Here is an 18,685-nt window from a genome sequence, read left to right on the forward strand (position 1 = left end):
AATCCGTAAGGGTAAAGGCGTTGGCCGTCAGAGTCTGTGCCACACCTTCCGTAAAGGTCTGATCGCTCATGCTGCCACTACCGCCGTTGGCATCGAAGGTGACCGTGTAACTCGCCGGCCCCGTCGCGTTCCAGACAGCGTACAGCGTCGTATCTGCACTGATTGTAACACTTTGCCCTTCGCTATAGACGACGCTGCCGGTGGGTGAGGTCGCCCATCCGTCAAAGCTGTAATCCATAAGGGTAAAGGCGTTGGCCGTCAGAGTCTGTGCCACACCTTCCGTAAAGGTCTGATCGCTCATGCTGCCACTACCGCCGTTGGCATCGAAGGTGACCGTGTAACTCGCCGGGGCGGTTGATTCAAACACCGCTTTCAGTACCAGATGGCTCGGCGGCATCATGAACTGATACCAGTTATCACTTGCTTTTGTAATATTGGAGATATCAAAGGTTCCTGATAACAGTTCCCACTCCTTAAACACATAGTCGGTGTCCGGTGTGGTCCATAAATTCACTAATGCATTTGTAGCCGAAGTAAGTCCGCTGCCTCCGTCACAACCGACCGTACCCCCGGTACTGGACAGCAAATTAAGGGTATACACGCCGGGCGTGACATTTTCAAAAATTGCTTTAACTTCAACATTGCTGTCCGGCATAATAAAGGTTGTGGTCATCGCCGTGGTGCTTGCCAGCGTAACACCTCCCGATATTACCTGCCATTCCTTAAATATATAGCTCGGGGAATTGAAGGCCGATATAGTCACCGTCACACCCGCGTCGGCGGCGGCTGGCTCAGCGCTGCCGTTGCCATGGCCATCATCGGAAACCGAAATCGTATAATCGGGGATATCCTCAAAGATAGCTTTGACGGTAACAGCGCTGGCTGGCATCATGAAGGTATTATTAGGCAGAATGTTGATATCCCCACTGATTACCTGCCACTCTTTAAACTGGTAACCACTATCGGCGAGATAGCCCAGCTGAACGGTCTGGCCTGCCACAGCCGGATTGGGATTGGCGCCCGCCGTGCCGTTGGAGTCATTTTCTACAGTAATGGTATAGCTTGTTTTGCTTACGTTTACCATTGCAATATCGGAAGTAATTTGAGCGGATTTGATGCCGCTGAGGTCATTGTTAGTATTAGTTATCACAACAAAGTAATAGTTGGTGCCGAATTCTGAGGTGGAGGGAGAATAACTGGATTGAACCGATCCGGGGAGCTCCGTTGCTCCCGAGGTACTCGAAAAATTGTTGACATACCACTGATAACTGAGCTCCCCGCCGTCAAGGGATATTGAGGTGGCCGAAAGGGTTACCGGATCACCAACGGATACGTTTTGTTCCTGAGGCTGAGCTGTTATTTCCGGTTCTTGAGCGTTAATGAGCGGATGGATCGTCACCCGGGCGATATCGCTGGTCACGCTGGCGGTTTTGTCGCCGGAAACGGAGTTGTTAGTGTTGGTAACGATCACATAATAATAGCGCACCCCGAGATATGACGCGATCACACTGCTCTCTTCACCGACAAATACGCCGCCGCTGTATGAGTCGGCAGTATTTTCGTACCAGGCATAACTTAAGGTTCCGCCGTCAGAGAGGGGCTCCACGTTCACGCTCAGTATAACGGTCTCCTGGTTGACGGTTGTATCCGCCGGCTGCGCCGTGATCACCGGCGTTTCGGCGTCGGTGGTTTCATAAACCGTAACCGTAATAGGTGCACTGACAGTAACGGCGGTCTGTTCACCGCTGACGCCGGTATTGGTATTGGTGACCGTCACATAATAGTATTTCACACCTGCTGTATCTGTCGGCAGAACGTATGAAAAACCGGTCGCTCCAGATATGGGCGATCCACCGGTGTTCTGCTTTACGGAATTTTCATACCATTGGAATGAGAGAATACCCTCGTCCAGCACACTGGCCATAACGGTCAGCGAGGCGCCGTTGCCCACCGAGACAGCCAAAGCGGAAGAGAGGTCGGTAATCAGCGGTTTCTGGGCGTTATTGCCCCGCTGTCTGATTGTCAGTCCATAGTAATCCTGCCCGATGAAAGGGAAGTTGGCAGCCGTTTCATATACATTGCCGTAGGCAGGGCTGGCTACACCGTTAAACTGGTTGGTTCCACTGAGGTTCGGAGCATTGCCGTCGAAATAAATATTTGCCAGAGACGAGCAATCCCGGAAGGCGTCCGAGCGGATCTCTGCAAGGGAAGCGGGCAGGGTTATCTCCGTCAACACGGAGCAGTTATAGAAGGTCCGGTAGCGGATGGTCTCAACCTGGCTGCCTAGGGTGACGCTAGCAAGACTTGTGCAGTCTTGAAAAAGATAATCAGGCAGGGCTGTGATGGAATCCGGCAGGACGGCGCTGTTAAGTGTGCTGCAGCCATTAAAGGCGCCCCCTCCGATATTAATAACGCCCTGCGGCACGGTGACCGTGGTTAGACTGCCGCAGTAAGCGAAGGCATAGCCATCGATAACTAACAGGCTATGCGGCAGTTCGATCTGGGTGATGCCGGTGGCGTTAAAAGCATATGCACCGATGGATAAAATGGTATTTGGTAGATTGACGCTGGTTAAATCGCAGTTATACATTGCTTTATAAGCGATTCCCACAACGGTGTACGTAGTTCCGCCGTGGTTAACAGTCGATGGAATGGTGACCGTGCCGGTATAGTCGGGTGGAATCGCTGTTTCACCGGCGAGACCCTTGCCCACCTGCACGGTGCCGGTTGAGTTTACGGTGTCTTCCGTCAGCACCTTATAGGTAACCGTAACGCCTTCTGCCGTATCGGTGGTAAAAACATCACCTTCCGCCGCCATAGCGGTGATGCCGTCTAATGTTGTCAGGCCCCCGATAGCTATCAGAAAGGCTAGCAGCATGTGAAGCATCCTCTTATAAGTCAGTTTTCGCATGTTAATCCTCCTTTGATATCATCCAATTCTTTGGATATAATTTAAAAATTCTAGGAAAATGATATAAAATTATCATATTGGAAATCTTATACATTGCATAGCTCAAACGGGGTAGAAATAATACGGGCTTTCTATCCTTTTGGATGAATTTTATTAGTTTTTTTAACCCATTCTGACATTGTCGAAAGCGTTACTTTGTGTTAAGCTGATGATAGTAAACAACAGAAACGGTTTTGCTATGAGGAGTAAATCAGAATGCGTATTATTGTTGTAGAGGATCAAAACCTTGTGCTGGATTCCCTTGTTAATCTCATAAACGGCGAGCCAGATTTTGAGGTGGTAAAGGCACTAACGGACGCGGCTGATGTGGACGACGCCTGTGAGAAGTTGCGACCTGACGTAGTTCTGATGGACGTCTGTACGGAGAACGGCTCCAGCGGTCTTACAGCGGCGTCCCGTTTACATCGGGATTTCCCCGATATCAAGGTTATCATCATGACAGGGCTTCCTGACCTGTCATTTATTGACGAGGCTCGGGAGAGTGGCGTTTTCAGCTTTATATATAAGAACTTGAACGCTCGGGATTTGATTGCCGTACTGCATCAGTCCGAAAAGAATTACAGTACCTGGCCTACAAAGCCAAATATGCCTATCCTCGGCTATAATGAGCTGAACGAACGTGAACTGGAGATTTTGCGCTTTTACTGTCGCGGCATTACCAGACAGGATATCGCCAGACATTACGGACTTTCGGAGAATACGGTGAAGGGCTATGTCCGCTCCATCTTGTCCAAAACCGGCTATGACAGCATAGCGAAGTTGGCGATGTATGCTCTGTCCAACGGGTATATCGCGCCGCACAGCGATGGGACTCCTGGAGGGAAGGCGGCGGAGGTATGAAGCGGCTGACTATACTCTCTGCCGGTCTCTTTGTCCTGATGACTGCCTTTTTATTTCTCAGTCTGACAGGACTCCTGCCGATGACCTCGGCGCGTACGGTAGTGTTTTTAAACGATCAGGTGCCTGAGCAGTACAATCGCCTAATCATGCGAAATCAGGATGGTCTCACCGCTGAATATCATTTTAACAAAAACGTGACGCACTTGATAGATAATCGCATGGCCTATGTCCAGGCGGAGGACGCTCGGATTGTGCCTCGCCTGGAAGGGGGATTGCCGGGCCGTTTTTTCCCACAATACATATCGACGCTTGTCCTTGTGGTATCCGACAGCGCAGACGAGATTCGGTCTTTTGCCGATTTACGGGAAGCGTCCTGCCGTCTTTATATCACAAAAAATAACAGGAGCCGGATCCTGCCGGCCATGGCGCTGGCCCTGAGCGGTGGCGAGAATTTGAACGAAGCGGTCTCACTGCTTGCACAATTTCAAGTGGAAGGCCGGTTGATTATTGGAGAGACTTCCGGCGAATTTGAAAGCATGATGGACGGCAACACCGTAGCCCTGATACCCGACGACGAGGCGGCGCGGCTGATTTTATCGGGATTGCCGTTAAAGATGTGTGTTCCGTGTGACGGCACATACAGCTTTGTCGTAGGTCTTTTTACGCCGTCAGATCAGACCGTGGCAATCAACCTGGACGCCGACGAGCTGGTGAAAGCCGGACTACGTGCAATGGACGGCCGGTCGCTTCCGGGGCTGTATCCGGACGCAGCCGAATACACGTCGGCCGTTATGGCGTTGGAAGACGCCCATTACATGCACCTGGCACACGGTTCGGTGTCGGCTTTCCGTCGGGGCGTGATGGGAACGCACCTGTTCTCCACCGCCAACGGAAGCGAGCGGGTGACATTGAATATAGCACTGGCGATAATGATTGTTTTCTGGATCGTCAGTCTTTCCTGGCGCATTGTCGATCAGCCAACTCGAAGATTACTGCAGGTTCAAGCAGGCTTTCTATTACTATGGCTGTGGATTTTGATGCTCAAGCAGACGTCGGCTGTGGATACGACCCGATATCTGTGGTATCTATATTATCTGCCCCTGATCGGCAGCGCGACGGTCCTTTCTCTAGCTTCTCTAAACTTCAAAGACACTGTTCCGGAACGCAAGCAAAAAATCCGCCCGGCGATTCTTATACCGAGCGGTCTGCTTGTTCTGATGGTTGTAACTAACGATTTCCATCAATTCGCTTTTGGGTTTCCCGCGGGATTGTCGCAGTCTGAGCCTTATCTGCATCAGCCAGGCTTCTTCCTGGTCGTCGCTTGGATCGCCTTTCTGTCATTAGGCGGGCTTGTGAATCTTTACCGATGGGCCGGAAGCCGAAAAAATGTCCGCTTTATCATGCTGCTAAGTTTTTTTATCGGCATAGTTATCCTATATAACGCTCTTTATATCGTCGGTGTTCAGCCCATTCGTCAGACACAAATGGGCACAGTCCACATTGTTTCAATTCTGCTGCTTTGGGAGCTGACGCTGCGCGGGGGGCTGATCCCATACAACCAATATTACAGGCTTCTTTTTGATTTTAGCCGCCTTCCACTGTACCTTGTCCGGCGCGACGGAGACGTTTGCAGGCATTCTACCGGTACGGAACCTTTGCCTGCGGATGTCGCAGCGGGAATACCTGATGGAAAACGTCTGTTTTTTTCACCAGACGATCCGGGCGGAGCGCTGGGAGCCGATTACGAAGCGGCGGAAATATCAGGTGGCTTTGTGGTCTGGAAGAATGATCTTCGGGGCATCTGCCGTCTGAACGAAAACCTTCAAAGGATACAGCAGAGTCTTTTGAGTCAGACTGCCCTTCTTGAAAAGCAGGTGGAGCAAGAACAGGCGTTTCAAGCGCTTTCAGCCCGCAGAAGCCTGCTTGAGCAGTTGGACGAGTTGATACGCCCTCGCCTCGACGAGATCAAAACGCTGTCCGGCAGGCTATCGAAGTCTTTATCTAAAGCTCAATTTAAGACCATTTTGCGCGATATCATCGATAGGATCGGTTATTGCAAGCGGGCAGGGCTTCTGCATCTCAGCGCACTACCGGACGGGTCAGTGTCGGCGAGATTGCTGACGCTTCTGCTTAAGGAAATTTGCTCCGACTTTGATATGTGCGGTGTAGAGACGGCTCCATATGGGCATTTCACCGGAACGCTTCCTCTGCCGAATGCAATCCTGTGTCTTGATTTTTTGCGCGATTTATTTTTCGCTCTGCGCGATTGCGAATCCGGCAGCATATTTGTTCACGCCGACGCTCCGGACGAAAAGCTGACGATCAGTTTTCTATGTGATCTACCGCCCGAATTTATTGTAATCCTCGAAGCGTTTTCCGAAAGCAAGCGGCCGATGCTTTCCAAGAATGGCTTTAACCTTCACGTCATTCCGGAAGACCCCTCCCTGCGTTTGGTTCTGAGAAAGGAGGGGGAATTCGATGCTTGAGCTGGCCGGACTTAGTGGCCTCACGTTAAACCTTATGTTTACCCTCTTTTTTGCCGGGATGCTCATTCAGTGCCTGCTTGCATACTTTACGCTGATGGATACGCAACCGGATAAAAGTGCCATGGCTTTCGAAGTGTTACTCCTCTGCTTTCTGGCGTGGATCAGCTGGTTTATCGGGATTCTGAAGGACAATCTTTTTAACGGACTTATTCTTTTGCCTGGAGCCGACCTTCGCTGGGCTTTAATCCCTGCTGTTATTCTGGGTTTTTGGCTGACAGTCCGTACCCGTTGCCTGCGTTTCCCTTTGTCGGCACTTATGCTTCTGTTGCTGCTGCCTATATTTGACAAGATTTTAGGCGGCATATTCGGTCTGCGTTTAGCTGCATCCGGCGCGCCACTGATTCTGCTCAGCCTTATAGATCTGGCAAATCAGATTGCGGACTTCAGGAAAAACATTACCGGCCTGTCCGTCAAAGAAGCGCTCGACCAACTGCCGGACGGGATGTTGTTTACCGGGTCGAGGGGACAGCTTGTCTCTGTAAACCGACAGGCGCTGAAAATGATCGGCAGCCTTGGCCTTTCACCTTACGATCGTATCGATGTTCTTTGGGATAAGCTCGCGTGTCACTCGAACCGCGTAAAGGGAGATGACGGCCAGGACAGCCTTCTTATACGTCTTAAGGAAGGTATCTGCTTTTATCTTCTGAAATACCCGATTGAAATTAAACGCAGGCGTTTTACCCAGCTCTATCTGCGTGATGTAACAAAAGAATTTAGTGTCTCTCGGCAGATAGAGGACGAAAACCGGCGACTGGAGGAAAACGCGCTGGAGCTCAAACAGCTCTTGGAGCTTGCAGAGGAGAATGCCCGGAGGAAAGAAATCATGGATTCACGCGCTCGTCTGCATGACATTTTTAGTCAAAGGCTCTCTCTGACGCGTATATTACTCTCTAAACTGGATAAAACGCCCGTTGAGAAGCAACTTGAAGAGATCAAAGGACTCCTTGCGAGCGTCGGACAGGATTTGTTTTACGAGCAGGAGCTTACACCGAAGGTGCGGTTGGAGCAACTCGTTCGGATTTACCAAACCATAGGCATAAATATAGCCTTTGAGGGGCAGCTACCCGCGTCGTATAATATATCCGACGTGTTCGTGAAAATATTACGCGAGGCGTTTTCCAACGCCCTCAGGCACGCCGGAGCAGAGCATATCAATGTGCGTTTAGAAGAGAGCACAGAGGGTTACGACATGTCCGTCTCAAACGACGGCTATTGTCCCACCGAACTGCCGAGGGAAGGCAACGGTTTCCAGAGCATGCGCGCGCGGCTGGAGCATTATGGTGGCAAGCTGACCATTGAAACAGATAATGCATTTATGATCCGCGTTCGTATTGCAAAGTGTTAGTGATGTCCACACATTCGGATTCCCGGCTCGGATCTTTTCCCTGGGTTTTCAGCATTACAGTGCAACGTGCTTGTGCTGTGAAATGGGAGTTTGAATTTAACATAAAAGGCTAGCTAATGCTAATAATAAAGAATGATTTCAAAAACAATAGCTATCTTCACCGACTTGTGGTATGTGTGTTGGCGAAGGGAGTTGACACATATGAAAAAGCCTGAACTAATTTATAATTCAGACTGTCGGCAATAGCTGTAAGCAGCTATCCCCGTTCACTCTCCCAAAGCAAAGTTGCCATTAATATAAAATGTATGTATCTTGGCAATACTATAAAATATATTAAAATGGGATGCGTGATATTTCAGTTATATGACATCTTTCAAGCATGAAGAAAGCTGATATAAAATAAAGCACCCAAAGCCTTGAATCTTAATGCTTTGGGTGCTTTTACTACTTCAGCAAGCGCCTTTTGAACCATTTAGATATATAACAAAATCCTTTCGCAGCCAGCCCTTATAGTAGTCAATTTCAAAATAGTTTGCTACATCGGCAACTTCCCTTTCAACTGCGAAAATCCAACCGTCTTTTTCTACTGTTACTTCACCAGCCTGTGGCTCACCCTGAGCCAATCCAAAATATGGACCTGATCAGCCATAGCCTTGAACTTCTATTCTGTAATTTTTTGCGTCATTTCTGCGAAGCTCTGCTGCAGCTTTTTCTGTTATTTTTATATCCATAATAACACTCCTTCTTAGTAATACCTGTACCCCCTGTGGGTACAATTTAATTATATAGCATTATTATCAAAAAATCAAGTGAGAAATTACATACCGCAGCTTGTCACACTTTTGGTGCCCAAGCATTGGATATAAGTAGAAAGGAAGCGAAAAAATGCCCGCACAGGGGCATTTTCTTAACGCAAATTGCCCTCACGGGTTCGACTCCTTGTGATTTAAATAGCAAAAACTGTCTCACTATAAGACAGTCTATTTTAGAATTATGGTGCGCCTGGAGGGAGTCGAACCCCCGGCACACGGATTAGAAGTCCGTTGCTCTATCCAACTGAGCTACAGGCGCATGTATGGAGCGGGTGAAGGGAATCGGACCCTCGCGATCAGCTTGGAAGGCTGACGTTCTACCATTGAACTACACCCGCATATTAAATTTTTAGAAAATAAATGTATATATGGAGCAAATAATAAAGTGGAGCGGGTTACGAGATTCGGACTCGCGACTTTCACCTTGGCAAGGTGACACTCTACCACTGAGTTAAACCCGCATACTACATATACCATATATACTAAATAATAATGGTGCGGGAAAAGGGACTTGAACCCCCACGTCAATGACACTAGATCCTAAGTCTAGCGCGTCTGCCAATTCCGCCATTCCCGCATGTTTTTTGGTGACTCACCGGAGAATCGAACTCCGGACACCATGATTAAAAGTCATGTGCTCTACCAACTGAGCTAGTGAGTCGCAGTTTTTTGGCTGGGGTGGCTGGATTCGAACCAACGAGATGCCAGAGTCAAAGTCTGGTGCCTTACCGCTTGGCTACACCCCAAAGCATTTTTGGGGTGGGTAATCGGGGTCGAACCGACGGCCTCCAGAGCCACAATCTGGCGCTCTAACCAGCTGAGCTATACCCACCATATATGGTGCGCCTGGAGGGAGTCGAACCCCCGGCACACGGATTAGAAGTCCGTTGCTCTATCCAACTGAGCTACAGGCGCATGTATGGAGCGGGTGAAGGGAATCGGACCCTCGCGATCAGCTTGGAAGGCTGACGTTCTACCATTGAACTACACCCGCATAATTCCGGCGTACTGTATTATTGTCGCCGACAATTATAAATTATAACAAAGTTTATTATGCGTGTCAACTGGTTTAAGGCTATATTTGTTGCCTATATTTGCTATGTAAATCACTTAAGCTTTTTTAAAAACTCCTTTAATGCATTTGCTCTATGACTTATTTTGTTTTTCTCTGTTGAATTAAGCTCCGCCATAGTTTTACCATACTCATCAACTATGAAAAGCGGGTCATAGCCAAATCCATTTTCCCCTTTTTCTTTGTATCCGATTTTCCCATATACATAGCCTTCTGCTGTAATCTCTTTCCCATCAGGAAATACCGCTGCAATTGCGGAGCAGAATCTAGCACTCCTTTTTTCTTCAGGTATATCCTTCATGGCTTCTCTTAACTTTTGATTATTTTTTTTGTCCTTATCTATTCCTGTTTCTCCTGAATATCTGGCGGATTTTACTCCCGGCTGCCCCTCTAAAGCATCCACCAAAAGACCTGAATCATCAGCAATAGCAGCTTTACCTGTAAGTCGATATACCTCTCTTGCTTTTATTAGTGCATTGTCTATGAAGGTATTGCCATTTTCTTCAATTTCAATATCCAACCCGGCATCTGTCAAAGATTCAACCTCTATTCCTTTGTCCTTAAGTATCGTTCCAATTTCCTTTAGCTTATGACTATTATTTGTTGCTGCTATCATTTTCATTGTTCATACCTACCTTGCCGGCAATTTCACCAAGAGCTTGCTTTTGCGCTTCAATCAAATCTCTTATACCTTTTTCACCAAGTTCCATCATTTCCGAAAGCTGTGCTTTACTAAACGGACTTTCCTCTCCTGTACCCTGTATTTCAATAAATTCTCTCTTATCAGTCATTACCAGATTCATATCGACCTGACAGGTTGAATCCTCTGCATAATTCAAGTCTAGTATAGCTTCTCCGTCCTTTATACCAACGCTTACTGCCGCAATATATCCATTTAGCGGTATTGCTTTAAGCTTTTCCTGCAAAACAAGCCTGTTTAGTGCATCAACAAGAGCAACAAAAGCACCTGTAATTGATGCTGTCCTTGTGCCTCCGTCAGCCTGCATAACATCACAGTCAATATAAACCGTAATTTCACCTAGCTTTCCAAGGTCCACTATGGATCTCAGCGCTCTTCCTATAAGTCGCTGAATCTCCATGGTTCTACCATCTACTCTTCCTCTGACAGACTCTCTTGGTTTACGTACCTCCGTTGATCTGGGAAGCATACCATACTCACTAGTAATCCAACCCTTGCCGGTTCCTTTTACAAAAGGTGGCACCTTTTCATCAATAGAGGCAGTACAAATCACTTTGGTATCACCCATTTCAATTAATACAGAACCCTCTGCATGTTTTAAGTAATTTCTTGTTATTCTTACAGGCCTGATCTGATCCTTGCTTCTTCCGTCTATTCTCTTCATCCGTCTTCCTTCCCTTCAGAGTATTGTTTTACACTTAGAAATTCCCTTTTGCGGGTTCCTTTGCGGGAGCAACGGAATGGAGCAAAAGTTCATGGAATTTCTTAGTGGAAAACATTGCTTCATTAATTTAATTTACACTTAGAAATTATCTTTATTATTTATTATTCCGTAAGTGCAATAGATTTATTTTGCCCTATCTTACCAAAATATCCTAAAGTCATATAGCTTGTCAACTTTTTTAAGAAGACAAAGGGAGACAAAACGGAAACATCCCAATGTCTCTTTTGGTTCACTCGTAAAAGTTAACAAAAGCCGGCACGTTAAGATAATTATCAGCACCTATGCCATCGGCATTTTCGATGATTTTGCCATTTACAAATATCTTGACTTTCGCAACCTCTGGAAATTCCTTTAAAGTAAGTGTTACTGCCTTTATCATCGCATTTTCTGCTGCTTTGTCACCTTGTTTTGCCAATATTTGCTCAGAAAAATTTACATAAGCCAAGCTGTCATTTACCTGAACTCCCAGCAGCTGAGTTCCCTCTGGGAAAGGACAGTTCAAGCTACTGCCATCTGTAGGTCCCTCAAGTAGTGCACTAATAGCAGCTTCAGCCCTATTTTCAAATCCTGATACCAATTTTGTAACCGGAACAAAATATGAGTACTCTCCACTTCCTTTTTTATGATAGTATACCACAACCTTTGATAACTTTTCATCTGGGTTTTCAATAGCCTGTAAATTTATTTCAGTCCGCTTTAATACTGGCTCTACTTCTGTCCCCTTAGGCATTTCTTCTATTCTTTTGCCATCTACTCTTATTTCTACTGACTTAATATTTGGGAACTCTGTTAGTGTATATACTATTGCTTTGATTCCCAGCTCTTCAGCCTTATTACTGCTGAAGTTCAAAAATTCCTTTGAAAAGTCTATTATTGCCAAACCGTCATCCTTTATGACTGCTCCATTGATTTTGGTACCCATAGGTAATGTCGGTGTCAAGCCTGCTACATTAAGGTCCTGCGCTTTCTCAGGACTGTAAATAAGTGTTGATACTGCAGTTTTGGCTATACCAAGGTCTTCCTTTGGAATATATCTCATTACAGGTACAAGAAAGCTTTCATTGTCTTTGTAGTAAAGCACTGTCGCCCTGCTGTTCTCCGGCTGAGAGGTACTGACTTCACTCATACTCTGGGTTTCTTCCTGTACCTGCTCCTTATCGTCCTCTTCTATCGGCTCTTCTTTATTAAAGATATTCCATAAAGAAGTCAGCGGGTTACTGCAGGATGTAAGAATCAATGTACAACATATTAGTAGTGCCAAAAATAGTACAATCTTTCTGTTCATTTATTTCACCCCTTATTTTATTTATCAATATATTATATTAGCCTTATAAGGGGTATATTCGTGATTTAAACTACCGGAAATAAAAGAACCCTGAGCTTTATGAAAGCTTCAGGGCTCTTTTGATTTCAATCAATTGCCGGCTACGTTGTCCTTATTCGGATTTTGTTCCTCACTCATCAGACTGTACGGGTCTTTAGGTGTAGGTGCTGCATATATAGCATTAATATCTATATCAAGATTTACCTGTTCAATTTCATTGTAGTATCTCACTATAGAAGCTGCTAATGCCCTTGCTGCCATTTCCCTATACTCTTCCTTCTTAATCTCTGCAAGTTCTTCAGGATTTGTCATGAATCCTAGCTCCGCAAGTATCGCCGGCATCTTCGTCTTATTTAGGACATGAAGTCCCGGCCTCGGTGTAATTCCCCTGGATGGTCTCTTTAAAGCTGCAGTAAGCTCATTATGGAATATATTAGCCATTTTTTTATTATCAAAGGGATACTCTTCAGTAATCTCATTTGGATAATATAGTGTTTCTATACCCTTTGCAGTACTCGTAAAGGCATTAAAGTGTATACTCATGAAAAAGTCTACATAGCTGTTATTAGCCAATCCAGATCTGCTTGCAAGATCCACATATCTATCATCTTTTCTTGTCATTACGGTATTAAAGCCGATATTCTGCAATATCCTGTTCAGTCTTAGGGCAACATCCAGATTAAGCTCTTTTTCATAAGTCTTTTTGTCTATGGCTGTTGCTCCAGGGTCCTTGCCTCCATGTCCGGGATCAATAAGTACTGTAAGTTGATCAGTATTCTTCGCATTATATTTAAAGCTAAGACTTACAAGCTTTGTGATCGCTGGAGAAAGAAGCTGATATTCCACAGCCGGTTTCATTTTAAAGGCTGCCACCGTAAATATCTGATCACCGTACGTTTCTTTGGTAACTGTAACGCTCTCCATTATATTGTCATGTATGTCATAAACCTTCTGTTCTGTTTCAATATCCTTTGGTATCATTATTTTTAGTATTCTGTTAGCATTATCAATAATCGGCTGATATTCCACCTCTGTGCCTGCACTTAAATCAATAAAAGCTGAGTTGTAGTATTTCTTGTAATCAAAAAAGGAGAAAGGCTTGTCTGATATATATACCTTCGTCAGGCTTCCGCTATTCTTAACGTCATAATACATCCCCGGCTCCAAATCCAGTACTACTCGTGCAACTCCCACATCTACCTGTCCTGTCCTTATGGATTTCACATATGGTGTATTTGCCTCAACTGCTTGTCCCTTGTCACTTAATACTGATTTTCTAATATCCACTACCAGTCTGTCCGGATTATCCAGCCGGAATACATTGGTATCCATTTCCTGGCTTCCCCTTACCATAAGTACATCCTTATCGTCCTCTTTGGCAAAACTGACTGGAATAATTATATTGGCATATATCAAAGATATTGTCTTCTTGTCATTGGATTGTACTAATTTACATGTTGTCTGGTCCTCCAGGTCTATTACCACCCTTACTATATTAGGTGACTTACTGAATTGTGCTACTCTTACCCCAATTACGCCGCCTTTTCCTATCTCTTTGCTTTCAAATTCAGTATTCAAAGTGGAGTTTTCTATATCTACTACCATCCTATCCGGATTCAGCATTGTATAGCTTCTATACTTTATTGGGGTATCTGCCACTATGTTTAGCTGAGGAAAACCTCCACTATCATCATAAATTATGTCATCGATTTTTGCTGCCTTGTATTCTATGATTTCTTCAACAGGTTTACTTTCAGCAACTACAGGAGGCTTCTTTTTGTCAATACTTACAATGTTCTTTGCTTTATCATAATTAACGTCAATGTCAAAATTGTTCTGTATAAAACTTATAGGCACATATGCCCGTTCATTATGCATTATAGGTACTGGGCTTATCTTCACATTCTTACCATTAACTACACCGGTGCCATAGCCTATAGTCACCTTGGCCGAGCCGTTAGCCGATATCAAATCCATTGTCTCTACCTTCGCAGCCCAACTGACCTTATAGCCTAAAGCTTCTCCTACATGTCTTAACGGTATGTATACTATGTCATTTTTCACAAAAGGCAAGTCCACGGAGCTTGCTTTATTCCCCAGAACAAATACTCCTCCTGTAACTGCTACTTTCTTATTGATTGAGATAATATTGCTTGTCTTATCATATATAGTGGTGTTATTGAAATAATCCTGTACGAATGACAATGGAAAGTACGATCTGTTATTATACATTATCGGAGCAGCGTCCAGTTTAACCTTTTTTCCGTTCACATAGGCGTCTGCTTTTCCTATTGTTACCTTAATAGTATGGTTGGATGTTTTAAGCTCCATAGTGCTGGTTTTGGCATTCCAATAGCATTTATAGTTCAGCGCTTCCCCTACCACTCTAACCGGAAGAAATATTCTATTGTTTTTTACAATAGGAGGGTTTACTGCACTTATCTTTTTCCCCAATATCTGCATTGACAGAGGAGGTGTCTTTGTTTCGATTGCTTGTGCGAATATAGTGCCTGCAAAGCTGCTCGTCAATAAGCAGAGCACAATCATAAATACAATTGCTTTTTTCATATAATTCCTCCTCACAGTTAATCTCGTTTGGACATATATAGTTCAAAATAACAAAATACATAGTCTTTTACTATATATTTCGACTTGATTCCTCAAATACCTTTGCTTTTATATTATAATTTCATTACTGTTATATTTCATTTGTATTTCAACCTCCTTGCTATATCTAGTCTTTAGCCTATATACCCCCTACAAAATCATGTAAAGAAGGATACGAGTATGCTCGTATCCTTCGACGTATTTCTACATTGCTTTGTTCCATATATTTCTCATTTATCCTCCATCAAGCCTTTTGCCTTAAAGAGCTCATCCACGTCAGGAGGCTTCAACTGAAATACCGCTTCCCCCCTAATGATATTTCTACTTTGAGGGGTTACCCTTCCTATTATACTTGCGGGTATACCCTTACCTTCAAGTATTCTGACAAGTTTAGCTCCATTTTTAGCGGTTATCAGCATTGAACCGCTTGATATCAATCTATAGGGATCAATTCCGTAAATATCACATATTTTCCTGGTAACCTCCCGAACAGGTATCTTATCAATAAATATATCTATGCCTTTTCCGGAGCTTTCTGCAATCTCCCAGGCAGCCCCAAGAATACCTCCCTCAGTTGCATCGTGCATACTGTTTGCTCCGAATTCTCCTGCGGCTACTCCTTCCTCTACCACACTTATTTTTTCTATAAAAGACTTTGCAGCCTTAATATCTGCTGTTGCAAGCCTACCTTCAAGCTCTTCTTTCCTATCTGCAGCTATTATTGATGTACCCTCCAAGCCTGCCCATTTGGTCATTATTACATCGTCGTCCACCTCTGCACCTGAAGATCTAACGATTCTATCCTTAGATACCTTCCCTAAAGCTGTTGTAGATATGACAATTCTATTTACCGCCGAGGTAACTTCTGTATGTCCTCCTATTATTTCAACTCCTAGTTTTAAAGCTGCTTCTCCTGCATCTTCCATAACTATTTTTATATCTTCTTCCGAAGCAGAAGGCGGTGCCAGTATTGTCACCATTATACCCACCGGCCTCACTCCGCTGGTAGCAACATCATTGCATGATATATGTATTGCAAGGGCACCAGCTCCTTTTGCAGCCCCAGTAATAGGGTCAGTAGATATTACGCATAGATGAGTGCCAAAATCTATTGCAGCACAGTCCTCACCGATTTCAGGACGTAATACTACTTCCTCTCTCCTCACCTTAATATTCTTAAATATCAAACTTTTCAAAAGCTCAGGAGGAATTTTCCCTTCCTTCATTTATAACACCTTCTTAATAGTGAATATATTCAATAAATATTATAGCATAATTTTGTATCGGGCAATAGGCTATGGGCAATGGGGCAGGGTATTCATATTGAGTATAGCTGTGCTTTTCTATCTGAGGTGTCTCGCATGTTATGAAAGTATCTGTATTTAGTTTTATCCATCTCCTTTGATGCATAAAATATAGAGATATTAAAATCACATCCTAATATATTAGCAGGTGGTGTTTCAATGAACTTTGAATTTTCATATCCTGACATAGTAAAACAATGCAATGCTATGGCTTATCTCAATGTTATATCCTTTTGCCTTCTTTCGGGCTGCGGAAATATCGAGATGCCTGATGAACAGGAATTAGGCCAGATATACAAGCTTCTAAAAGGAACAGCCAGCAAAAAAATGCCAAAAAATATAGCCTTTATGTCCTCACTTTATAAAAAATGTATCCCAACATATGTAGTTATCCCTGAAACTCCATATGATTTTAAAAGCTTCTACTGGGTATCCAAAAAAACAAAACGAATAATCGAGCCCAATGTACTTGCCTATTCTATCAATACAATGCTTGCTCTCATACCTGTAATACTTGATGAAAAATTCCAACTGGACAATAAAGAATTTATTGCTTACTGTCTCGGATTAAACTCATTGAAGCAAGCTCGATTTCTTGTGGATTTTCTTAAGCTGGGAGACTTTTATTATACAGGGGAGGATACAGGGGATAATGCCTATGGGGAATACAGGATAGTTACTAATAGCGAGAACCCGGATATAAGGACCCAATTTTTTGCTACAGAAGCTCTTTCTTCAGTATTAGAGATGACTGGACATAACGAATTATGTCCAAGGGATCAAATATGCAAGCTGGAGAATTGTTTGGGGATACTACCTATACTATGTGAAAATGTTATTGAAAATATAAACGATATAAGCTCGAGAGATTTATCTATTATTTGTTTGAGTCTGCTCTCAACTTTGAAGCATACTGAAATACATAAAAAAACTACATACACTACTGTTAATACAATTGGCTTTGAGCTTTGTGAACGTTTAGTCCAATCTGGTGATATCACAAGAAATATATCCGATGATAACTTCAGTTCTTTTGTTACCTTATGCAATTGTATGAGTTGCTTAATAAAACTTCATGAAATTAATGAAATAATTATATATCAAACTTCATATCTAAAGCTTTATGATAGAATAGACTCGTATTGGGACAGTAATAGTGGCTTGTTTTTAACCTCAAACAAGAAAAAGCAGAAGTACAGCTTCAAGGAGGTATCGGCAGTCCTGGCTGCATTACGTTCTCTTCGCAGCTGCCTTACTGATGCCGAACTCTTTATGCATGTGGATAAACAATTATCCTCCTTTTATAGTTCAGCTTTTGTCAACAGTAAGCTGTTCAATAATCAGTCGTATCCCATATTGCAGGATAGTAAGCAGGAGCTTCACAACTTAGGTTCCTCACAAAAAAACACAGCTCCCGTCTTTACAGAGTGTTTTGAGGTCAAGGCTGAAAAAAAGAAATACTATTGTAAGTCAGATGTTTTCCACGCTGAAGAGATACTCTTGGGCTGCAAGTATCTGTTGTATTGAGCTTCAACATATGGACTTCCTGATATGAAATACTCTTTCCATTCATTATAGCTCATTACTTGGTGGTCTGATACAATAAGCAGACATTCAATATTCTCAGGAGGGATAGAATGCATTACCAGTACTTCTGCATCATATCCCTCTCTCTTATCATATCTTTTACTCAGATTGTCACCGTAGCTTAGAGAGTTACTCCAATACTCCTCAACAAATTCTATTCCCTTAACTCTCATATACTCCTTTGTATGAGAAAACTCTTCCATGTGCTGCAGAATAAATGGCTCATATATGAAGTTTGCTAGGTTCTCATTACATATCCAGCACCTGTCCTTAATTATTTTGATTCTGAGAATAGCACTATGAGAATGCCATTTATGTCCTTTCCTATAATAAAGGCTTGCGAATATTGCTTTTTTTCTTTCTACCCAATCTGGAATATCTTTGGGCTTGTAATAGTCAAAGTATGTATGAAAGTCAGTATATTTACTGGCATACGTATTCTTATCATCGTATCTAATGCCTTCCTTTAGAGTTTTTTTCAAGTCTATTATATTTACTATATGATAAATATAACCTTCTTCCACATAGTCTTTTAATGTCATATCATTACTCTCCTGTTCAATTTACTAATATTAGTTTTCACAAATTAAAAAAATCTATTAGCAATATGAGTTATTAAATTTTCCTTTATCACCCCCAGGGGTGATGACAAATAGGTCTTCTATCAATAAAATTATTAATAACGAGGCTTAAAGATGTCCCCCACTTCTACAAGTGGCGGGTACCGATTTCATTGTCCAACAGGCGGTGAGCATATCTCCCGCCTAGGATGCATAGGCGAGCAGCAAGCATAGCTTGCGACCAGCCTCGTTGAAACGCTCGGGTAGGTTTTTGCAAGTGTGCAAAAACCCTC

At 43.7% G+C, this 18,685-nt stretch carries 12 protein-coding genes and 9 tRNA genes; 4 read left to right on the forward strand and 17 right to left on the reverse strand.

Annotated elements, in window-relative coordinates; translation table 11 throughout:
• Window positions 1-2,911, reverse strand: a 2,911-nt coding sequence (locus NC238_10690; protein MCM1566396.1) for a leucine-rich repeat protein, incomplete at its 3' end; no start/stop codon positions are given.
• A gap of 255 nt (window positions 2,912-3,166) precedes the next feature.
• Between NC238_10690 and NC238_10695 the strand changes: the two genes are divergently transcribed.
• The 3 genes from NC238_10695 to NC238_10705 are packed head-to-tail and all read left to right on the forward strand — an operon-like array spanning window position 3,167 to window position 7,702.
• Window positions 3,167-3,811 carry a response regulator transcription factor gene (locus NC238_10695; GenBank protein MCM1566397.1) on the forward strand — a complete coding sequence of 215 codons (645 nt, stop codon included), beginning with the start codon at window positions 3,167-3,169 and terminating at the stop codon, window positions 3,809-3,811.
• Window positions 3,808-6,297 (forward strand): hypothetical protein, encoded by a 2,490-nt coding sequence (locus tag NC238_10700; GenBank protein ID MCM1566398.1) that lies wholly within the window; start codon window positions 3,808-3,810, stop codon window positions 6,295-6,297. Before NC238_10695 ends, NC238_10700 begins: the two co-directional genes overlap by 4 nt.
• The gene (locus tag NC238_10705; protein ID MCM1566399.1) at window positions 6,290-7,702 is read left to right on the forward strand and encodes a hypothetical protein; all 1,413 of its coding nucleotides are present in this window, start codon (window positions 6,290-6,292) and stop codon (window positions 7,700-7,702) included. Before NC238_10700 ends, NC238_10705 begins: the two co-directional genes overlap by 8 nt.
• A 449-nt stretch (window positions 7,703-8,151) precedes the next feature.
• Here NC238_10705 and NC238_10710 read toward each other — a convergent pair whose 3' ends face one another.
• From NC238_10710 to NC238_10780, 15 genes are all read right to left on the reverse strand, one after another.
• Entirely contained in the window at window positions 8,152-8,325 is a 174-nt protein-coding gene (locus tag NC238_10710) for a hypothetical protein (protein MCM1566400.1), read from the reverse strand.
• 371 nt (window positions 8,326-8,696) lie between these two features.
• Window positions 8,697-8,773: transfer RNA gene (locus NC238_10715), tRNA-Arg, on the reverse strand.
• 5 nt (window positions 8,774-8,778) lie between these two features.
• Window positions 8,779-8,852, reverse strand: a tRNA-Gly gene (locus tag NC238_10720).
• A gap of 48 nt (window positions 8,853-8,900) precedes the next feature.
• Window positions 8,901-8,975: transfer RNA gene (locus tag NC238_10725), tRNA-Gly, on the reverse strand.
• 32 nt (window positions 8,976-9,007) lie between these two features.
• Window positions 9,008-9,091, reverse strand: a tRNA-Leu gene (locus NC238_10730).
• Window positions 9,092-9,099: 8 nt separating this feature from the next.
• A tRNA-Lys gene (locus NC238_10735) sits at window positions 9,100-9,175 on the reverse strand.
• Window positions 9,176-9,184: 9 nt separating this feature from the next.
• A tRNA-Gln gene (locus NC238_10740) sits at window positions 9,185-9,260 on the reverse strand.
• Between the two features lie 9 nt (window positions 9,261-9,269).
• A tRNA-His gene (locus NC238_10745) sits at window positions 9,270-9,346 on the reverse strand.
• 6 nt (window positions 9,347-9,352) lie between these two features.
• A tRNA-Arg gene (locus NC238_10750) sits at window positions 9,353-9,429 on the reverse strand.
• 5 nt (window positions 9,430-9,434) lie between these two features.
• Window positions 9,435-9,508, reverse strand: a tRNA-Gly gene (locus tag NC238_10755).
• Between the two features lie 112 nt (window positions 9,509-9,620).
• Window positions 9,621-10,208, reverse strand: a complete 588-nt coding sequence (locus NC238_10760; protein MCM1566401.1) for an XTP/dITP diphosphatase — start codon at window positions 10,206-10,208, stop codon at window positions 9,621-9,623.
• On the reverse strand, window positions 10,183-10,950 hold the full coding sequence (gene rph / locus NC238_10765; protein MCM1566402.1) for a ribonuclease PH: 768 nt from the start codon (window positions 10,948-10,950) through the stop codon (window positions 10,183-10,185). The genes NC238_10760 and rph overlap by 26 nt, the downstream gene beginning before the upstream one ends.
• 289 nt (window positions 10,951-11,239) lie before the next feature.
• Window positions 11,240-12,295, reverse strand: a complete 1,056-nt coding sequence (locus tag NC238_10770) for a GerMN domain-containing protein (protein MCM1566403.1) — start codon at window positions 12,293-12,295, stop codon at window positions 11,240-11,242.
• Window positions 12,296-12,424: 129 nt separating this feature from the next.
• Window positions 12,425-14,902, reverse strand: a complete 2,478-nt coding sequence (locus NC238_10775) for an N-acetylmuramoyl-L-alanine amidase family protein (GenBank protein MCM1566404.1) — start codon at window positions 14,900-14,902, stop codon at window positions 12,425-12,427.
• A 269-nt stretch (window positions 14,903-15,171) separates the two neighbouring features.
• The gene (locus NC238_10780; GenBank protein ID MCM1566405.1) at window positions 15,172-16,167 is read right to left on the reverse strand and encodes an AIR synthase family protein; all 996 of its coding nucleotides are present in this window, start codon (window positions 16,165-16,167) and stop codon (window positions 15,172-15,174) included.
• 237 nt (window positions 16,168-16,404) lie between these two features.
• Between NC238_10780 and NC238_10785 the strand changes: the two genes are divergently transcribed.
• Window positions 16,405-17,772 (forward strand): hypothetical protein, encoded by a 1,368-nt coding sequence (locus NC238_10785; protein ID MCM1566406.1) that lies wholly within the window; start codon window positions 16,405-16,407, stop codon window positions 17,770-17,772.
• Here the strand turns inward: NC238_10785 and NC238_10790 are convergent.
• The gene (locus tag NC238_10790; protein MCM1566407.1) at window positions 17,706-18,374 is read right to left on the reverse strand and encodes a hypothetical protein; all 669 of its coding nucleotides are present in this window, start codon (window positions 18,372-18,374) and stop codon (window positions 17,706-17,708) included. The two genes, NC238_10785 and NC238_10790, sit on opposite strands and share 67 nt — an antisense overlap.
• Window positions 18,375-18,685: the final 311 nt, after the last annotated feature.

This window comes from Dehalobacter sp. (assembly GCA_023667845.1).
Classification (GTDB): domain Bacteria; phylum Bacillota; class Desulfitobacteriia; order Desulfitobacteriales; family Syntrophobotulaceae; genus Dehalobacter.

Bases quoted from the DNA above. Each gene is read 5' to 3' on its own strand.
- NC238_10705 (MCM1566399.1), top strand. From the start codon at position 6,290: ATGCTTGAGCTGGCCGGACTTAGTGGCCTCACGTTAAACCTTATGTTT.
- NC238_10770 (MCM1566403.1), bottom strand. From the start codon at position 12,295: ATGAACAGAAAGATTGTACTATTTTTGGCACTACTAATATGTTGTACA.
- NC238_10790 (MCM1566407.1), bottom strand. From the start codon at position 18,374: ATGACATTAAAAGACTATGTGGAAGAAGGTTATATTTATCATATAGTA.
- NC238_10700 (MCM1566398.1), top strand. From the start codon at position 3,808: ATGAAGCGGCTGACTATACTCTCTGCCGGTCTCTTTGTCCTGATGACT.
- NC238_10695 (MCM1566397.1), top strand. From the start codon at position 3,167: ATGCGTATTATTGTTGTAGAGGATCAAAACCTTGTGCTGGATTCCCTT.
- NC238_10775 (MCM1566404.1), bottom strand. From the start codon at position 14,902: ATGAAAAAAGCAATTGTATTTATGATTGTGCTCTGCTTATTGACGAGC.
- NC238_10780 (MCM1566405.1), bottom strand. From the start codon at position 16,167: ATGAAGGAAGGGAAAATTCCTCCTGAGCTTTTGAAAAGTTTGATATTT.
- rph (MCM1566402.1), bottom strand. From the start codon at position 10,950: ATGAAGAGAATAGACGGAAGAAGCAAGGATCAGATCAGGCCTGTAAGA.
- NC238_10760 (MCM1566401.1), bottom strand. From the start codon at position 10,208: ATGAAAATGATAGCAGCAACAAATAATAGTCATAAGCTAAAGGAAATT.
- NC238_10785 (MCM1566406.1), top strand. From the start codon at position 16,405: ATGAACTTTGAATTTTCATATCCTGACATAGTAAAACAATGCAATGCT.